At 51.3% G+C, this 16,029-nt stretch carries 12 protein-coding genes; all 12 read right to left on the reverse strand.

Annotated elements, in window-relative coordinates; all coding sequences use genetic code 11:
* Positions 1-85: 85 nt before the first annotated feature.
* A complete protein-coding gene (gene metG / locus PRIO_RS23185) occupies positions 86-2,110 on the reverse strand; it encodes a methionine--tRNA ligase (protein WP_046504895.1) in 2,025 nt (674 codons plus the stop codon).
* A gap of 347 nt (positions 2,111-2,457) precedes the next feature.
* Positions 2,458-2,721 (reverse strand): membrane protein insertion efficiency factor YidD, encoded by a 264-nt coding sequence (gene yidD, locus PRIO_RS23190; RefSeq protein WP_020429185.1) that lies wholly within the window; start codon positions 2,719-2,721, stop codon positions 2,458-2,460.
* 1 nt (position 2,722) lies between these two features.
* On the reverse strand, positions 2,723-3,184 hold the full coding sequence (locus PRIO_RS23195) for a Fur family transcriptional regulator (RefSeq protein ID WP_020429184.1): 462 nt from the start codon (positions 3,182-3,184) through the stop codon (positions 2,723-2,725).
* Positions 3,185-3,341: 157 nt separating this feature from the next.
* Positions 3,342-5,639 carry a stalk domain-containing protein gene (locus PRIO_RS23200; protein ID WP_046504899.1) on the reverse strand — a complete coding sequence of 766 codons (2,298 nt, stop codon included), beginning with the start codon at positions 5,637-5,639 and terminating at the stop codon, positions 3,342-3,344.
* A 395-nt stretch (positions 5,640-6,034) separates the two neighbouring features.
* On the reverse strand, positions 6,035-7,453 hold the full coding sequence (locus tag PRIO_RS23205) for a sugar porter family MFS transporter (RefSeq protein WP_046504902.1): 1,419 nt from the start codon (positions 7,451-7,453) through the stop codon (positions 6,035-6,037).
* 237 nt (positions 7,454-7,690) lie between these two features.
* Positions 7,691-9,019 carry a response regulator gene (locus PRIO_RS23210; RefSeq protein WP_046504905.1) on the reverse strand — a complete coding sequence of 443 codons (1,329 nt, stop codon included), beginning with the start codon at positions 9,017-9,019 and terminating at the stop codon, positions 7,691-7,693.
* Between the two features lie 5 nt (positions 9,020-9,024).
* Positions 9,025-10,440, reverse strand: coding sequence for a sensor histidine kinase (locus tag PRIO_RS23215; RefSeq protein ID WP_020429179.1), 1,416 nt, complete (start codon positions 10,438-10,440; stop codon positions 9,025-9,027).
* On the reverse strand, positions 10,437-11,435 hold the full coding sequence (locus tag PRIO_RS23220; RefSeq protein ID WP_020429178.1) for a substrate-binding domain-containing protein: 999 nt from the start codon (positions 11,433-11,435) through the stop codon (positions 10,437-10,439). The genes PRIO_RS23215 and PRIO_RS23220 overlap by 4 nt, the downstream gene beginning before the upstream one ends.
* A gap of 171 nt (positions 11,436-11,606) precedes the next feature.
* The gene (locus tag PRIO_RS23225) at positions 11,607-12,398 is read right to left on the reverse strand and encodes a response regulator transcription factor (RefSeq protein ID WP_020429177.1); all 792 of its coding nucleotides are present in this window, start codon (positions 12,396-12,398) and stop codon (positions 11,607-11,609) included.
* Complete coding sequence (locus PRIO_RS23230; protein ID WP_020429176.1) at positions 12,376-14,238, reverse strand: cache domain-containing sensor histidine kinase; 1,863 nt, start codon at positions 14,236-14,238, stop codon at positions 12,376-12,378. Before PRIO_RS23230 ends, PRIO_RS23225 begins: the two co-directional genes overlap by 23 nt.
* A gap of 28 nt (positions 14,239-14,266) precedes the next feature.
* Entirely contained in the window at positions 14,267-15,097 is an 831-nt protein-coding gene (locus tag PRIO_RS23235; RefSeq protein WP_020429175.1) for a carbohydrate ABC transporter permease, read from the reverse strand.
* Positions 15,097-15,981: a carbohydrate ABC transporter permease gene (locus PRIO_RS23240; protein WP_020429174.1), complete on the reverse strand. Its 885-nt coding sequence runs from the start codon at positions 15,979-15,981 to the stop codon at positions 15,097-15,099. Before PRIO_RS23240 ends, PRIO_RS23235 begins: the two co-directional genes overlap by 1 nt.
* Between the last annotated feature and the right edge of the window lie 48 nt (positions 15,982-16,029).

A 16,029-nucleotide genomic window follows, 5' to 3' on the forward strand; every position in this document is an offset into this window, starting at 1 on the left:
TACAACCTATCCATAAAAAAAGGGACAACTGCGCCATATCCCGCAGGTTGTCCCTTTCTCTAAGCCAAGGCCGGATCAGCCCGGCCTACTTTACAATCGCGCCGTTCGGCATGCTGTCCGGCACGGTGGCAATGGTCAGCTGGTCGCCTTTGGAGGCGGCCAGGATCATGCCCTGCGACAGCTCGCCGCGCAGCTTCACCGGCTTCAGGTTCACAATGCAGATCACCTTGCGTCCCACCAGCTCCTCCGGTGTGTAAAACTTGGCAATGCCGGAGACCACCTGGCGCTGCTCATAGCCCAGATCCAGCTGCAGCTTCAGCAGCTTATCCGCCTTCTTCACCGGTTCGGCCGCGATGACCTGAGCCACCCGCAGCTCCGCTTTGGCGAAATCGTCGATGCCGATTTCTTCCTTGTGCTCCTCCTCCGGCCCGGCTGCTGCGGCTTGTGCGGCCCCGGCTTCAGGAGCCGGCTCCGCCTCCGCTGCCGCCGGTTTGCCGGCGCCCATCGCTTCGGCGATGTAGGCCACCTCCTGCGCCACATCCAGGCGCGGGAAGAGCGGATCGCCCTTCGCAAGCTTCGTGCCGGCCGGAATCAGGCCGAAGGACTTGCCGCTGTCCCAGGTGGTCAGCTCACCCGGCTCAATGCCGAGCTGCTGCCAGATTTTGGCCGGTGCCTCGGTCAGGAACGGCTGCAGCAGAATGGATGCGGTGCGCAGCCCTTCCACGAGATGCCTCATCACAGATGCCAGCTCACCATTACGGCTCTCGTCCTTCGCGAGCACCCAAGGCTGGGTTTCATCGATATATTTATTCGTCCGGCTGATGAACGCGCCAATCGCTGTGAGCGCTACAGAGAACTCCATTTTTTCCATAGCTTCTTCCACTTTGGCATATGTGCTCTTAGCCGCTGCCTCAAGCTCACCGTCAAAAGCAGTCACATTGCCCGCGTAGGCCGGAAGCACACCAGCGAAATACTTTTCCACCATAGCCCCCGTGCGGTTCAGCAGGTTTCCAAGGTCATTTGCGAGGTCATAGTTGACACGGTCGACAAAGCTCTCCGGGGTGAAAGTGCCATCCGAGCCGAACGGAACCTCACGCAGGAGATAGTAGCGCAGCGCATCCAGGCCATAGCGGTCGATCAGAGTTACCGGGTCAACCACATTGCCCTTGGATTTGGACATTTTACCATCCTTCATCAGCAGCCAGCCATGCGCAAATACCTTCTTCGGCAGCGGTTCGCCAAGCGCCATCAGAATGATCGGCCAATAAATCGTATGGAAACGGACAATTTCCTTACTCATAATATGAACATCCGCAGGCCAGAATTTATCGTACAGGCTGCGGTCCCCGGAGCCATAGCCCAGAGCTGTGATATAGTTGGTCAGGGCATCGATCCATACATAGACCACATGCTTGTCATCGCCTTTGACCTTGACGCCCCAATCAAACATTGTCCGGGAGACGGCCAGATCCTCCAGCCCCGGCTTGATGAAATTGTTGATCATTTCATTTTTGCGCGATTCCGGTTGAATAAATTCCGGGTTCTCCTCATAATACGCCAGCAGCCTGTCCACATATTTGCTCATCCGGAAGAAATAGCTTTCCTCCTTCACCAGCTGGACGGGATGACCGCTATCCGGACTTTTGCCCCCGATCACTTTACCGTCCGCATCACGCTCGATATCCACCAATTGAGTTTCTGTATAAAAGGTTTCATCCGAGATACAGTACCAGCCTTCATATTCCCCTTTGTAGATATCCCCTTGCTTCAGCAGCCGGTCAAAAATATCCGCCACCACCTGTTTATGGCGTTCCTCCGTGGTACGGATGAAATCGTCATTAGAGATGTCCAGCTTACGCCACAGCTCCTTGATTCCCACCACGATGTCATCGACGAACGCCTGCGGCGTCTTGCCGGCCTTTGCTGCCTTTTCCTCAATCTTCTGCCCATGCTCATCGGTACCGGTCAGATAACGGACTTCATAGCCGCGCAGCCGCTTGTAGCGGGCCATAGCATCTCCGGCCACCGTCGAGTAGGCATGGCCGATATGCAGCTTGTCGCTCGGATAATAGATCGGGGTTGTCAGATAAAATGTTTTCTTGTCGCTCATTTCCTGGTCATCCTTTCGTCTTGGCAAACACAAAAAACTCCCGCCCCGATATGGGGCGAGAGATTACTCACGCGATACCACCCAAAATTCCCCGGCTCCTCACAGAGCACAGGCTTCGCCAGTTCCCGCCTGGGAACTGTCCATTAACGCTGGATCACGCCGTAGCCTTACGCATCCGCCCTTACACGGCCTGCCGCTCGCCTACAGTTCCTCCCGGACCATATTCGACCTGCGTACCATACCGGTTCCCAGCACTTCCGGCTCTCTGTAATGGTCGTCCTGATCTACTTATCCGTTCTTTGGAAATCATCGTATTATTCAAAATATACCCATGTGCAGGCTTCATGTCAAGTTGGCTTGACTGATTTATCCCCGGATAACCGTTCATCCCGCGGCGGCACCGGATCAAGCCCTCCGGGATGGAAGGGATGGCATCTGGCGATCCGCTTGGCGGCAAGCCACGAGCCCTTCACCGGACCATGGACCTCGATCGCCTCCAGAGCATAAGCTGAGCACGTGGGATAGAAGCGGCAGGTTGCCGGTTTGATGGGAGAGATATACTTGCGGTATACACGGATTGGCGCCTGAATGGCTCTGCGTCCCGCACTCATGTCAGTGGCCTTCTCTGCCGTGTGCGGCCATAGCTGTCTCTTCTTCACGGTGCTGTTCACATTCCTTGCAGTAGCCGAACACCTCGAATTTATGCTTAACCACCCGGAACTGATCGGGCGTATCCGTCAGATTCATCGGGCAGAAATGAATCGGGTAAGTCTTCATGCATTGAAGACAAATCATATGGTGATGGTGATGATCCTGATTACAGCTGCCTTTGAACTTCACCCCGTCCTCAAACACCACCTGCTCCAAAACCCCCAGCTCCTCCATCACCCGCAGATTGCGGTATACGGTATCGAAGCTGAGTCCGCTGTATTTGCGGCCCATATGCTCATATACATCCTTGGCGGATAAATATCCCGTATTCTCGCCGAATAGCTTGGCAAGCGTTTTGCGCTGATCGGTGATTCGCAGTCCCTGCCCCGACATGGCTTCCAGTATTTGATCTGTCGACAGCATTCGCTCATCTCCCATAACATGGTCTTTGTGTTGCACTCTCTTTATAATGCCCCAAAACCAAAGCCCCGTCAATGAAGCCGCGCTTTCGGGCAGCAAAAGGCCCGCCAGCCATTCCCTTATAGGAAGTGCTGACGGGCCTGCTAGTGAAGCCGCCGGCTTATTTAGGAGCCGGAATCGGTGTAAAGACAAGGTTCACCGGAAGATTGCTGCCGGAAGCAACCGAGAATACGATATCCACCGGACCTTCGTAGTTCCCCGAGCGGTAGACCACTGCATTCATATCGGAGCTGGCCAAGTTTCCTTTGTTCGGCAGGTTGACAATCGTACCGTTCACCATGAGCGAGCCCAAATAATTGCCTCCTCGCGGATTGAACGTAATCAGCGTATTCTTAGCGACACTCTCCAGTCTGATTTTGTAGAGCACACCGAAGTTACCAGCGTTCGAAGCTTCTGTTCCGCTCATCGGATCAGTACCAACCAGATTCTTGTCTTTGTCGTTGTCGCCAAGCACCAGCTTGGATTGTGTGGCCCCAACCTGATCGAACACACTGATGATGCGGGTCGAATCCGGGTAAGTTCCCCGGTTGTGCACTCCATCCCGGTCCAGCAGTGGAAGCGTTGGCAGCAGCGCTACCGGATCTTTACTCTGCTCAACCATCACTACATCATACTGCACAGCTAAATCACTGAACAGATCCGCGCTCAGCGAGAGCACTTCACCGGGCTTCATAGCGATTTTGCTCACGTCAGTCATAATAGGAATACTTTGTCCCGGCTGAAGCGTAATGGTTCCATAGCTGGAGTTGGTGAGCATGGAATTAAAATACTTCTGGATCGAAATTTTGCCTGTATATTCCGGCGATACGGCCGGACCGGCAATCCCCACATACTGGGTTGTAATTGTCGTTGGATACAGATTGCGGTTCGTTGCAATAACATACAGCTTCTGTCTGGTAGACATATTGTTCATGTGATGGACCAGAAAACGGGTGGAGCCAAGTGCAGTTTCGCGGTACAGCACGCCCTCGGCGTTGACCGTTTCCGGACTGTTGCTGCGAATCAGCATATAAGGCTCGGAAGATAAATTATATGACAGGTTAGGCAGTCCCGGAATCATTCCGCCGTCCATAGAGATAATGTCTCCCGGAACAGTGAACAGCTTCGCTACCTCATCCTGGGTATACAATTGTTCACTTGTAATATTGATGGTTTTTTCGAACGTACTGCTCAGTCCGTGTTTGTCTGTCACTTTGAGCTGAATCGAAACAGGTCCCGGATTAAAATAAGCCAGTGCGCGGTTCGTCCATTCAACCGTCAGCTCTTCTCCTTCAGGGTCCGTACTAAGGTCGGTAAGGGTAACCGGCTCACCCATTTTGTATTCATCTTTATCCGTTGAGAAATTCGCCACTGGCGGCTGGTTCGGCTGCAGCACTTGAATGGTCGCGGAATACGGATCACTCCATAGTCCGGCTGCATCCTGGACCGAATAAGTAATTGTATAAAAGCCCGGCTGATCGTACATGTCTTTTTTATTTTCATTCCAAAGCTCTTGTACAATGGCAGTGCCGTTTGGCGATGAGCTTTGGGTTACAAAAGTCACCGGTGTTACTCCGGCGTAGATTTCTGCAGGCTGTACCGTAAAGGAAGCCGTTGGCTTCGTGTTCAGCTCAAGAATGACACGTTTCCCCACATTATCTACAGAATATTTTAAGGATAATGCTTTGGTAATCGAGGTCAAAGGAATCATGAACGTGCCCTTGAACTGGTATGCAGGCCCTTTCATGGTCTCCTTGCTGCCATTTACCGTATAAATCTTGCTGTCCGTCTTAAAGCGCATGATGCTGTCGCCCTTGGTTACAATAACTTCCTTTGTTTTGTAATCATAGGTATATTTCACCTTAACCATATCCACCATGGCACGGATCGAAACATAGGACACCCCATTTTTGACGGCCATTGGCTGGTTGGCCAAATACTCTTTGCCGTTCATGTACATTTTGTTGCTGTTCATCATGAGGATGAGCTGGTTTGCTCCTGCTGCAGGGATATTCTGTCCTCCGGTGGCAAGCGGTGCAACCAGGCCAGGAGCTTCAGTAGGCAGCGCTGACGCTCCTGGGAGCGGAGTCATTGCCGGATCCGGGGTTGCAGCCGGCAGTGCAGAACTAGTCGGCACCGGTGTCGCATTAGGTAAAGAAGTAGTTACCGGTGCCGTTGTTGGTATAGATGTTGGTACCGGAGTAGGCGTAGGCGTTGCACTGCCCGGTGACACCAGCGGGGGCAACGGATCAGTTGATTCAGGCATTAGGGTCGCCGCAGGCGTCGGGGTAGCCTCAGCCGCTTGAACTACTGTACCTGTTATAGTTGTAGTGCTTACAGGGGCGGCAAAAGCCGGCACTGCCGCTGCAACCTGCGATACAGCCAGGATTGCAACTAAAGATAGTTTTTTCAAATTCATGGTATAACTCCTTCTGCTCCCATTTGTATTATATAAGGAAATAAAGACTTTCTGTGCACGCCTTATATTCCCGCAAAAACACAGCATCCAAACGGATCAGCCGCTGCGGTTTTTGCCACGTTCATTTTACAAAACATAGTATTAGACGCATGACACCCCAAAAAGTTTCATTAAATATTAAGAAAAGATCAAAATCACAGCCCCTTTTTTAACATTCCCCGGGCTTCCTTCCCATACGTTCACTTTTGAGCTCTGCTGCTTATTATCGCCGGATTGCCTATTTCATTCTCACGGTTTTCTTTTTTTCTCCATACAAAAGAGACGCTTACCATTAGGAACAAGGTAAGCGCCTCTTTTCGTGCATTTCCTGTATATTTGCATAGCTTATATGGCGATTAGTTATGGACTTCAGACCCTTTCCCCGTCCACATAGCCTCCATTTGCTCAAGCGATCTGCCCTTCGTTTCAGGAACGGCCCGCCAAATAAACAGAAGAGAGAACAAAGAGGCAATCCCGAAAATCCAGAAGGTATTAGCAGGACCCGCCGAACTCAGCAATGGCGGGAAAAGCTGGGATACCAGATAATCGCCGGCCCATAGGGCCATCGAAGCGATTGCGACCGCTTTGCCCCGGATGCGGTTCGGAAAAATCTCCGACAGCATCACCCATACAACCGGCCCAAGCGATATGGCGAAAGAGGCGACATAAATCAGAATCACGATCAACACGAGCGGCCCCGTAGTCAAGTCCATTTGAAAAGCAGCTCCGATAATCGCCAGACAGAGGGTCATTAATGAGGTTCCGGTCAGAAGCAGCGCTTTCCTGCCCACCTTGTCAATGAGCCATACTGAAATAATGGTGAACAGCACATTGATCAGTCCAATCCAGATGGTCTGTGTCAGAGAAGCATCCGTACCAAGTCCCATTCCTTTGAATATTTCGGGGGCATAGTACAAAATGGCGTTGATGCCGGTAATATGCTGCATTACGGCGAGCATGACACCGATGAAGAGTGCACTCCGGATGCCGGGAGTGAACAATTGCTTGAACGAATCGTTTTCATTATTGAACGACTCCTTGATATCGAGAACTTCCTGCTTAGCGGCTTCTTCCCCATGGATTTTCACCAGAATCGGCAGCGCTTCATAGGGCCGGTTCCGTTTGATGAGCCATCTGGGACTCTCAGGTATGAACAGCATCAGGATCATGAACAGCAGCCCCGGAACGGCCCCCACTCCGAACATCCAGCGCCAAGCGGTAGAAGCATCCCAAGCTTCGTCTCCCATGCCGACAATCCACAGATTCAAAAAGTAAACCAGGAATATGCCCGAGACGATAGCCAACTGGTTCAGAGCAACCAGACGTCCCCGGTATTTGGCAGGGGCGATTTCCGCATTATAGACAGGGCAGATGGTGGAAGTAATCCCAATGCCGATGCCGCCGATCATGCGGGCGATAATATACCCTGTAAAAGTATCCTGTAGCGCCGAGCCCACCGAACCGACAATGAACAGAATGGCTGCGGCTAACAGCACCTTCTTTCTTCCAAATCGTTCACTCATATACCCTGAGAGCGCAGCACCTGTTACACTTCCCACAATCAAGCTGGATACCGCCCATCCCACTTGAAATTCGCTGAGTGCAAAATGCTGCTGCAGCAGACCGACCGCCCCCGAGACGACCGCAATATCAAAGCCAAACAAGATGCCTCCTAGCGCCGCAACAATCGATACCAGCGTAACAAAAAGCATATTGGGCTTCTCATTTTTAAGCGCTTTCGTCTGAGATATCTCTTTATTAATAACAATAGCCATTTCCGTTAGTCTCCCTTCCATGTATCTATCTCTAACCCTTCAAGATAGTTCCTGTGAAGAAGTATAGCACGCGTTTTGCCTGCGGAAGCCGGCTATCGTCTTCACTAAATGGGCGATTATAAGCACTATCTTGACCTTGAGCCGGGAACGGAAGAGGGCTGTGAGGAGACTAGCATTTTTTTGACTGTATACCTCAAAAAAATCCATGCCGGGGATCCGGCATGGAACTTCAAAGGACTATTGCTGCTTCCCCCGGAACTCGGTGGGCGAAACGCCGGTTATCTTTTTGAAGACGCGGCTAAAATAATTGGGGTCCTTGTAACCCGCTTCAAAGCTGACCTCCTTCAGGCTCAGCCGGCCTTCGCCAATAAGCGAGATGGCTTTGTCAATCCGCAGCCGGGTTACGAAATCTATGAACGTTTCTCCGTACTCCTGTTTAAATATTTTACTGAAGTAGTGGGGATTCAAATGGACGTAATCGGCGACCTCCTCCAGCGAAAGATCGTCCGTGTAACGCTCCCCGATATATTTTTTGGCCCTGCCCAGCACCGTCAAAGTCTGCTCCTCCCGCTGCTCGCGAATCCGATGAAGTGCCGAAATGACGTAGGACTGCTGGGGAGCGGTGCTTATAGGCCCAGGGTCATGCGGTGAGCCTATCCGCTTCAGCTCTTCAAAGTGACTATAAGCTTCTCCGTGTTCCTGCAGCGTTGAAGCAAATACCGCTTCGAAATATGACTCGCGGAACCCCTCCTCTCCTCTTCGCAGCGATCCAATCCCGACGGCAGCCTGAATTCCCGTCTGCTGGGAGGCAAGCTCGAAAAGCTGCCTGGCAATCTCTTTATTCCTTTCACGCCAGTCGTTCTCACCCATGGAGAGAGGCTTCCGTACAAAAATGACGAGGTGATGGTCGATCAAGGAGCTTACAATACTGGCAGAGCTATGGATTTTGACAAAGCTGCGGAAATGGTCGTAAATCTTCTTCTTCTCCTGCAAGGAGGGGTGCCCCTCGAAGGCCACAACGATGGCGCTTCCCTGATCAAGCGGGAAATCGAGCCACTCCGACAGCTGGGATGCGGTGGAATCCGCCGTCTGGTCAACCATTAATATCAATGCCAGTTCATTTTCAACGAGAGGCAGCAATTGGGACATTTTGTGGCGGAGCTCCAGCTCCTCAGCACGCAGCTGCTTCTCCCGCTCGATCTCGGAGATCAATCTTTTCAGCGTGCCGATAATCTGTTCACGTTTGGCAGGCTTCAAAATATATTCCTTCGCCCCCAGAGAGAGCGCCTCCTGGGCATAAGCAAAATAATCATAGGCGGTAACAAGCACGAACCGGGTATCCGGCAGCCGCTCCTTCAGCTCGCGAAGCGCCTCCAGTCCGCCGATTCCAGGCATATTGATGTCCAGAATGACGATGTGGGGACGATGCTCCTCCGCGCATTCGATTGCCTTGCGTCCGTTGCCGGCATGAATGAAGCGGAATATCCCCGGCATGGACCGCTCCACGGTTAATTCCAGCCCCTCTCTTTCCAAGGGCTCATCATCCGCGATCAGAAGCCTGTACATAAATGTTACTCACCTCCCTTTCCTGCAGGAATTCTAATGGTTATCGTTGTTCCTTGACCAAGCCTGCTGTGGATTCGGACCAAATCCTCCTCTCCAAAGAACAGTTGAAGCCGTTTCAATACATTCCGCGTACCGAGTCCGGTGGACTTGCCGCTCTCAGCTCCGGCTTCCAGCCGCAAGATGGACTGCAAAGTCTCTTCAGGCATCCCGACCCCGTTGTCCGAAATCTCTATCCACACCTCGCCGCCGGTTCTCCGAAGCACCAGGCTGATAACAGCTCCACTCTCCATATTGGCTACACCGTGCAGAAAAGCATTCTCGACAATTGGCTGAAGCGTCAGAGCCGGTATCTCCTCCTGCAATACAGACGGATCGAAATCCATTTCAAACCGGATGCGTTCCCGAAAGCGCGCCTGCTGGATCGCGGCATATTCCTGGATATGGGCAATTTCGTCCTGCAGCGTAACAGGCTTGTCCAGCTTCTGCAGGCTGTATCTGAGCAGATTCGACATTGAGACGATCAAATCGCTTGTCCTATCGGCTCCTTCCAGCAGTGCCAGTCTGGAAAGAACATTAAGAGTGTTGAACAAAAAATGGGGATTGATTTGGCTCTGGAGAGCCTGAAGCTCCAGTTCCTTCACAAGACGCTGCATTTCCAGGCTCTTTTTGTCCCGTTCAATGAGAACGCTAAGGTCAGCCGACATTTGCTGGATAGCATTCGAGAGGATGCCGAGTTCGTCATCCCTGCTTGGCTGGGGGCCGATGTCCAGATTTCCTGTAGCGATTCGCTTGGCCAGACCGACCAATCTGCCGACAGGCCCCGTAATGCTGCGCGAGGCCCAGACCGCGAGCAGCACCCCCATAAGCGCATTCATCCCGAATAACGCCGCACCCAGCCGGTTCATCCGATCGTTCTCCTCCCGGATATTCTGGATGATCGGTCGGTAAAACGCCAGCTCTGCATCGACCAGCTGCTGACCTTCCTCACGGATATAACCGACGATCTTCTCAGCTTCCACATAATGCTCAAAGGCGATCTGAGGGTCTTCCGAGGCGGAAGCTTGGATGGCAGCCTGCTTCTGTTCAAGAAAGCTGGCGGTCATACTGATGTAATCCTCCATTGTGAACGAAACGTCAGTCTGCCCGCCTTCCTGTTTGATTTCGCCACTCAACCGCTCCAACTGGCCACCTGCAGATTTCATCTCCGCTTGATCTATTCGCGGATCAAGCAGAAAGGCATACAGAAGCTTTAGATTAGTATCCGCCCATTCGGTGCTCTGCTCGATAAGAAGAATCCGGCCCAGCATTTCATCGTAACTCCGCTGAACAACCTTTCCACTTTGGAACACAAAAAATGCAATGGTGTTGGCCAGTACCACAAGGAGGGGGATACCAATCAGCAGCTTGGCTCGAATCGTCATTCCGTACCTCCTCCATCATCCGGGTTCAGAGACTCCTTTGTGATTACATAGGTTTTGGTATACATCAAGGTGGGAGGGGGGCTTCCGCTGAAATAATCATGGAGCTGTTCAATGGCCTGCTCCCCCATCTCAACGGGCTGCTGCACAACAGCTGATTCGATCTTCGATTGGCGGATGGCATCCACCGTTTCTTCCATATCGTCAAATGCAAAAATATGCAGTCCGGTTGCACCAAGCCGCTCTTTGGCCTCCAGGAATCCCAGGCCGTCCATGGAACTGAACCCGACCATGAAACGGATATTCGGACTCTGGATAAGCATCTTCTGCGCCTGCTGCGCAGCCTGAAGCCGCGAAATGTCTGAAGATCTGATTTCCACGATTTGAAGTCCGGGATAGCGTCCGATAACAGAGCGGAATCCGGCTAGTCTAAGCCGCTGGTTCTCGGCCTGCTCATTGCTGATCAGCACTCCGATGTCGCCCCGCTCACCGGAGGCCTGCACCACAAGCTCTCCCATTTGTCTCCCGGCCCGCTCGTTATCCGTTCCGACGTAAGCCACTCTTTCGGATTCCGGTTCATCCGTATCCACCGTGATGACAGGGATGCCAAGACCCGTCGCCTTGTCGATCAGCCGGCGGTAATCCGGATTGTTAAGGCCCTGAATCAGAATGGCGTCGGGTTTGCTTGCAATTGTCTTGTCCAACAGCTTGATCTGCTCGGCCGGATTGATGCGGTCCGGGCCGATATAATCCAGCCGCATGGCGTAGGAGGCGGCAGCTTTGCGGGCGCCCTGTTCAATAGACCGCCAGAAATAATTGTCCAGCTCCTGGGAAATCAGCACAACCTTTGGACCGGATCCTGCGGCACTCGGCGAAGCCGCCTTCAGCGGCTCGACCAATCGATGAATCTGGAGAAAGGACAGGGTGAATTGAGCCAGCAGCCAGGCGAACAGCAGAAAGAGTGGGATAAGAGCAAAGATCCATTTACGGTTTGACATGCCTGCGCTCCTTTTATCCGGTTATTATAAGATTGGTATAACTCATTATACACGAAGATATCCATTGGTTAACGAATCATAGGGGCGCAAGAAGAAGCCACCACCTCAAAGGAGCTATGCCCTTATAAGTGATGGCTTGTTTAGTTATATACGTGTCGCACTGCGTCATACTCACCGTATTTCCGGTACCTTATGAAGATCCCTGTATTCTTTGGGAGTCATTCCCGTCTGCTTCTGGAACACTTTTGTAAAATACCGGCGCTCCTGATAACCCACACCCGTGCTGATTGCCGCTATGCTCTTGTCGCTGCTGGCCAGCATGAACTTCGCTGCCTCCATCCGCTGGAGGGTTACATACTCCACAAAGGTCATGGCAAACCGGTTCTTGAACAGCAGGCAAAAATAACTGCTGCTGATCCCGATCTTATGTGCCACTTCCTCAATCCCGAGATCAAAACTCAGCCGCTCCGAAATATATTGGGCCGCCTGGTTCATCAGCTGATCCGGCGTTTTTTTGGCTGAGTCCTCTGCCGGGGTAAGTTCCTGAAACAGGGGAATACTGTTATAGAGCTTATCCTTATACTGTTTGCTGCGGATGCGTGTGCCGATTTCCCGCACCTTGTTGCCCAGCTCCTCATAATGAATCGGTTTGCAGATATATTCCTTCACACCCAGCCGGATGGCTTCCCGCGCGTAATCGAATTCCTGATAGCCGCTGAGCAGCAGAACCTCGCTGTCCAGCCCCATCTCGCGCAGCTTGCCGACGAAGGTTAACCCGTCCATGACAGGCATGCGGATATCGCACAGCACAAGGTCCGGGGCCTGTTCCTCGGCAATGCGCAGTGCCTCCATGCCGCTGCGGGCCATGCCGTATATCTCCATCCCCATTTCCTGCCATGGCAGCACGCGCCGCAGATTGCCCAGAATCGGGGCTTCATCGTCAACCAATAATACTTTTAGCATAATGATCTTCCCCCTGCCCGTATTTAGGGATGACGCATTGGATGATAGTGCCTTCCCCTGGACTTGCGCAGATAAAAATCCCATATCTGTCGCCATATTCAATCCGGATACGGTCAGCTACGCTGCGGACGCCGAGCCCGCGCCGTTCCAGATGAATGCCGTGCCCTGTTATATCCCCGGAGTTCCGTTCGGCTGACTCCCCGGATTCACCCACCATGTACTGGAACATCCCGAGCTGGGCTGAAGTCATCCCGATTCCATTATCCTGGATTTGCAGAATCAGATTTCCGCGGTTCTCCCAGCCTTTTACCCGAACCAGACCCTTGTAGTCAATGCCTTCAAAACCATGCTGGATACTGTTCTCGACGAGCGGCTGGAGAGTCAGCTTAAGGATTCCGCAGCCCATCAGCTCCTGGGGAATCTCAATTTCATAATCGAATACATCCTCGAAGCGGAATTTCTGGATATCCAGATAATTGCGCAGATGTGTGACTTCCTCTTCCAGCGTAATTTCATCCCTGTCCTGAATGCTGATCCGCAGAATACTGGCTAATCTGTAGACCATCTCACTAACCTTGCGCCCTTCATTCTGCACCGCGAGCACATTGATCGACTCTAACGTGTTGAACAGAAAATGCGGTTTGATCTGCGCCTGCAGCACCCGCATTTCAGCCTGATTTTTGCGCCGCTGCTCCACATGGACCCGATTGAACAAACTGTTGATTTTGTCCATCAGATCATTGAAGCCTTTGGCAAGCAGGGTCATTTCGTCGCTGCCCTTCTCTTCCACGCGCGTAGTGAGATCTCCATCCTCAACCCGGCGCATAAACCGGACAATCACAGCAATGCCGCCTGTAATCCGGTTCATAAAAAACAGGTTAAAAATCACTGCGCCCAGCAGGCACAGGAAAATCACCACCACGAACCAGCGGGCAAACACAGTCACCTCACGGGACAACGAATCCCACGAAGTCACAGAGACCAGGCTCCAGGGATAGTCCTTAAGATGATAGACCGACAGAATGCTCTTCTCCCCGGCGAATTCGGTTTTGAAGCTTTGGAATCCTTTTTGAAAGGCGAACTTCTTATTCGTAAATGAACGGAAGTCCTGTCCGTCCAGCTTGCGGTCAGGGTCGAACAGAATCATTCCGTCATCATTGACCAGCATAAAGGAAACCTTCTGGCCGCTGTCCCCGATTTTCAGATTGCGGAAGATCGATTCGAACTCCCAGTTCTTGATCTGCACCACCAGAATGCCGATATTCTGAAAAAAACTGAGCTCCTTCACCAGACGGATCTGTGTAAATACAGGCTCCGTTCCCGTCAGTTCGGGATATTCATGCGGTGCGAGCCATTTGGGCACACCATTAAGCTCCATAACCTCTTGGTACAGCTCACTTCCCTTGAATTTGTCATAGGGCAGCGTCCGGAAATTCTCCTTATTGAACACCGAGACGATCTCCGAGCTGCCTTTTCCATTGAAATTGTAGAGAAAAGCGTAGCTGATCGAAGGATGATTGTACAGCAAACTGCGGAAATTGCGCTGGCTGGCGTTCAGGCTGAGCTGCTCGGCATCCGTTAAATCCTGTTTGGACGGGTCCTCTGCGCTAAGGGCCATATGAAACACAGAGGTGGCAATTCCGTTGTCTGTGACATTGTCCATGTCCTTGAAGACGCTGGAAATGCTGTAGCTGATCGCTTTCAGCGAATATTCGGATTGCTGGCTGTACTTCTTTTCAATAGAATTATAAGTCACAAAAAACATAATCATGCCAAGAATAAACAGAGGAATGATAATGAGGCCCAGAAACGCCGTAAACAACTTGTAGCGCAAATTCATCGGCTAATGCCCCTGACTGTGAATAGGATTATCCTTTTACGCTGCCCGCTGTAACCCCTTCAATAATCTTCTCCTGCAAAATGGCGTAAATAATCACGACCGGAAGCACACTGTAGACAATGCCTGCGGACATCTGCGCATAATTCATCTGATACTGATCACGGAATTGGACCATTCCCACCGGAAGCGTGCGCAGCTCGTCATTCGAAAGAAAATAATTGGCCAGCAAAAACTCATTCCAATTTCCCAGGAAATTAACAATGAATACTGTAACCATGGCGGGAACCGTCAAAGGTACAATAATTCTAGCAAAGATACCCGGTGCCTTCAAGCCATCCACAACCGCCGCTTCCTCAATTTCACTGGGCAAAGAACGCATAAACGCCGCCAAAATAATGATCGTAAACGGAATGGCATTGGCAATATAAGGGATGATCAGCGCCCAGTGCGTATTCAGGATATGCAGCTTGCGCACAATCGTATAAATCGGAAGCATCAACGCATTGTTCGGGATCAGCATTCCTATCAGAACCAGCGAAAAAAGAATTTTATTCCATTTGCCCTGACGCATCCGCGTAACTGCAAAGGCAAACATCGAAGCCAGCAGAATGGATACCACCGAAGATAATATTGAAATGTATAAGCTGTTAAAAAAGTACGTGCTGATCTTGGCATTTACCCAGGCTTCAACATAATTGTTAAACACAAATTCCTTTGGGATGCCGAACGGGTTCAGCGCAATCGCATTATTGTCCTTCTTAACGGAAGAGAATAAAACAAACAGGAACGGAAACAGCACAACTACGAGATAACCCAGCAATGCGGCATGAGGAATGCCTTTTTTCAATGAGCGCACCATTAGTATTCAATCCTTTCATTACGCCGGGCGAACAGCAGCTGGTACAGCACCGTGACCACAAGCGTGAATATAAAGATCAGAACGGCTATGGCGTTCCCGTATCCGTATTTGAAGTTGGTAATTGCGTATTTAATCATATAGGTGGCCATTACCTCTGTTGAGCCTGCCGGTCCGCCTTTCGTCATAACAATCACGATATCCGCGGCCTTCATGGCACCGGCGATGGACAGCATAATCACAACGGAAATGATCGGTACGATGAGCGGCAAAGTGATGCGTGTAGCCCGCTGGAAGCGCGAAGCGCCGTCAATCGCTGCAGCCTCATCCAGTTCTCCGGGGATGGACAGAATCGCTGCCAGCACCATTACAATATAGAATCCGGTCCACTGCCACGCATTGGTGATCAGAATGGACAGCATAGCGAACCTTTCATCTGACAGCCAATATACCGGTTCGATTCCCACGATCCCCAGCACTTTATTGAACAATCCGATATTGGGCTCATAGATGAATCCCCACAGAATGCCAATAACCGCTGTAGACATAATGGAAGGCATGAACACTGCTGTTTTATAGAGTCCCTTCAGCTTTTTGACATTCGCAATCAGCAGCGAGAACAGCACAATCAGGGGAACCTGAATGAATACAGAGAATAAAATAAACCAGCCGTTATTTTTGACTGAAACCCAGAAACGGTCATCGCCAAAGGCTTTTTCAAAGTTGCTCAGCCCTGTAAATTTAACGGTGTCTGATACACCGTTCCAGCTGGTCAGGCTGTAGTAAAGCGAGCTGAAAATCGGATAAATAAAAAATATTAAAAACAGGAGTAATGCAGGCAATATAAACAAAGTGAACACCAGTGGATTTCTGAGTGATTTGTTCATGTCTTTCCTCCGATTGCTTGAGAATCAGGGTGCTGGTTAGATCTGATA

This window comes from Paenibacillus riograndensis SBR5 (assembly GCF_000981585.1).
GTDB lineage: Bacteria > Bacillota > Bacilli > Paenibacillales > Paenibacillaceae > Paenibacillus_AQ > Paenibacillus_AQ riograndensis.

Bases quoted from the DNA above. Each gene is read 5' to 3' on its own strand.
- metG (WP_046504895.1), bottom strand. From the start codon at position 2,110: ATGAGCGACAAGAAAACATTTTATCTGACAACCCCGATCTATTATCCG.
- PRIO_RS23200 (WP_046504899.1), bottom strand. From the start codon at position 5,639: ATGAATTTGAAAAAACTATCTTTAGTTGCAATCCTGGCTGTATCGCAG.
- PRIO_RS23195 (WP_020429184.1), bottom strand. From the start codon at position 3,184: ATGCTGTCGACAGATCAAATACTGGAAGCCATGTCGGGGCAGGGACTG.
- PRIO_RS23225 (WP_020429177.1), bottom strand. From the start codon at position 12,398: ATGCTAAAAGTATTATTGGTTGACGATGAAGCCCCGATTCTGGGCAAT.
- yidD (WP_020429185.1), bottom strand. From the start codon at position 2,721: ATGAGTGCGGGACGCAGAGCCATTCAGGCGCCAATCCGTGTATACCGC.
- PRIO_RS23205 (WP_046504902.1), bottom strand. From the start codon at position 7,453: ATGGCTATTGTTATTAATAAAGAGATATCTCAGACGAAAGCGCTTAAA.
- PRIO_RS23215 (WP_020429179.1), bottom strand. From the start codon at position 10,440: ATGACGATTCGAGCCAAGCTGCTGATTGGTATCCCCCTCCTTGTGGTA.
- PRIO_RS23220 (WP_020429178.1), bottom strand. From the start codon at position 11,435: ATGTCAAACCGTAAATGGATCTTTGCTCTTATCCCACTCTTTCTGCTG.
- PRIO_RS23210 (WP_046504905.1), bottom strand. From the start codon at position 9,019: ATGTACAGGCTTCTGATCGCGGATGATGAGCCCTTGGAAAGAGAGGGG.
- PRIO_RS23230 (WP_020429176.1), bottom strand. From the start codon at position 14,238: ATGAATTTGCGCTACAAGTTGTTTACGGCGTTTCTGGGCCTCATTATC.
- PRIO_RS23240 (WP_020429174.1), bottom strand. From the start codon at position 15,981: ATGAACAAATCACTCAGAAATCCACTGGTGTTCACTTTGTTTATATTG.
- PRIO_RS23235 (WP_020429175.1), bottom strand. From the start codon at position 15,097: ATGGTGCGCTCATTGAAAAAAGGCATTCCTCATGCCGCATTGCTGGGT.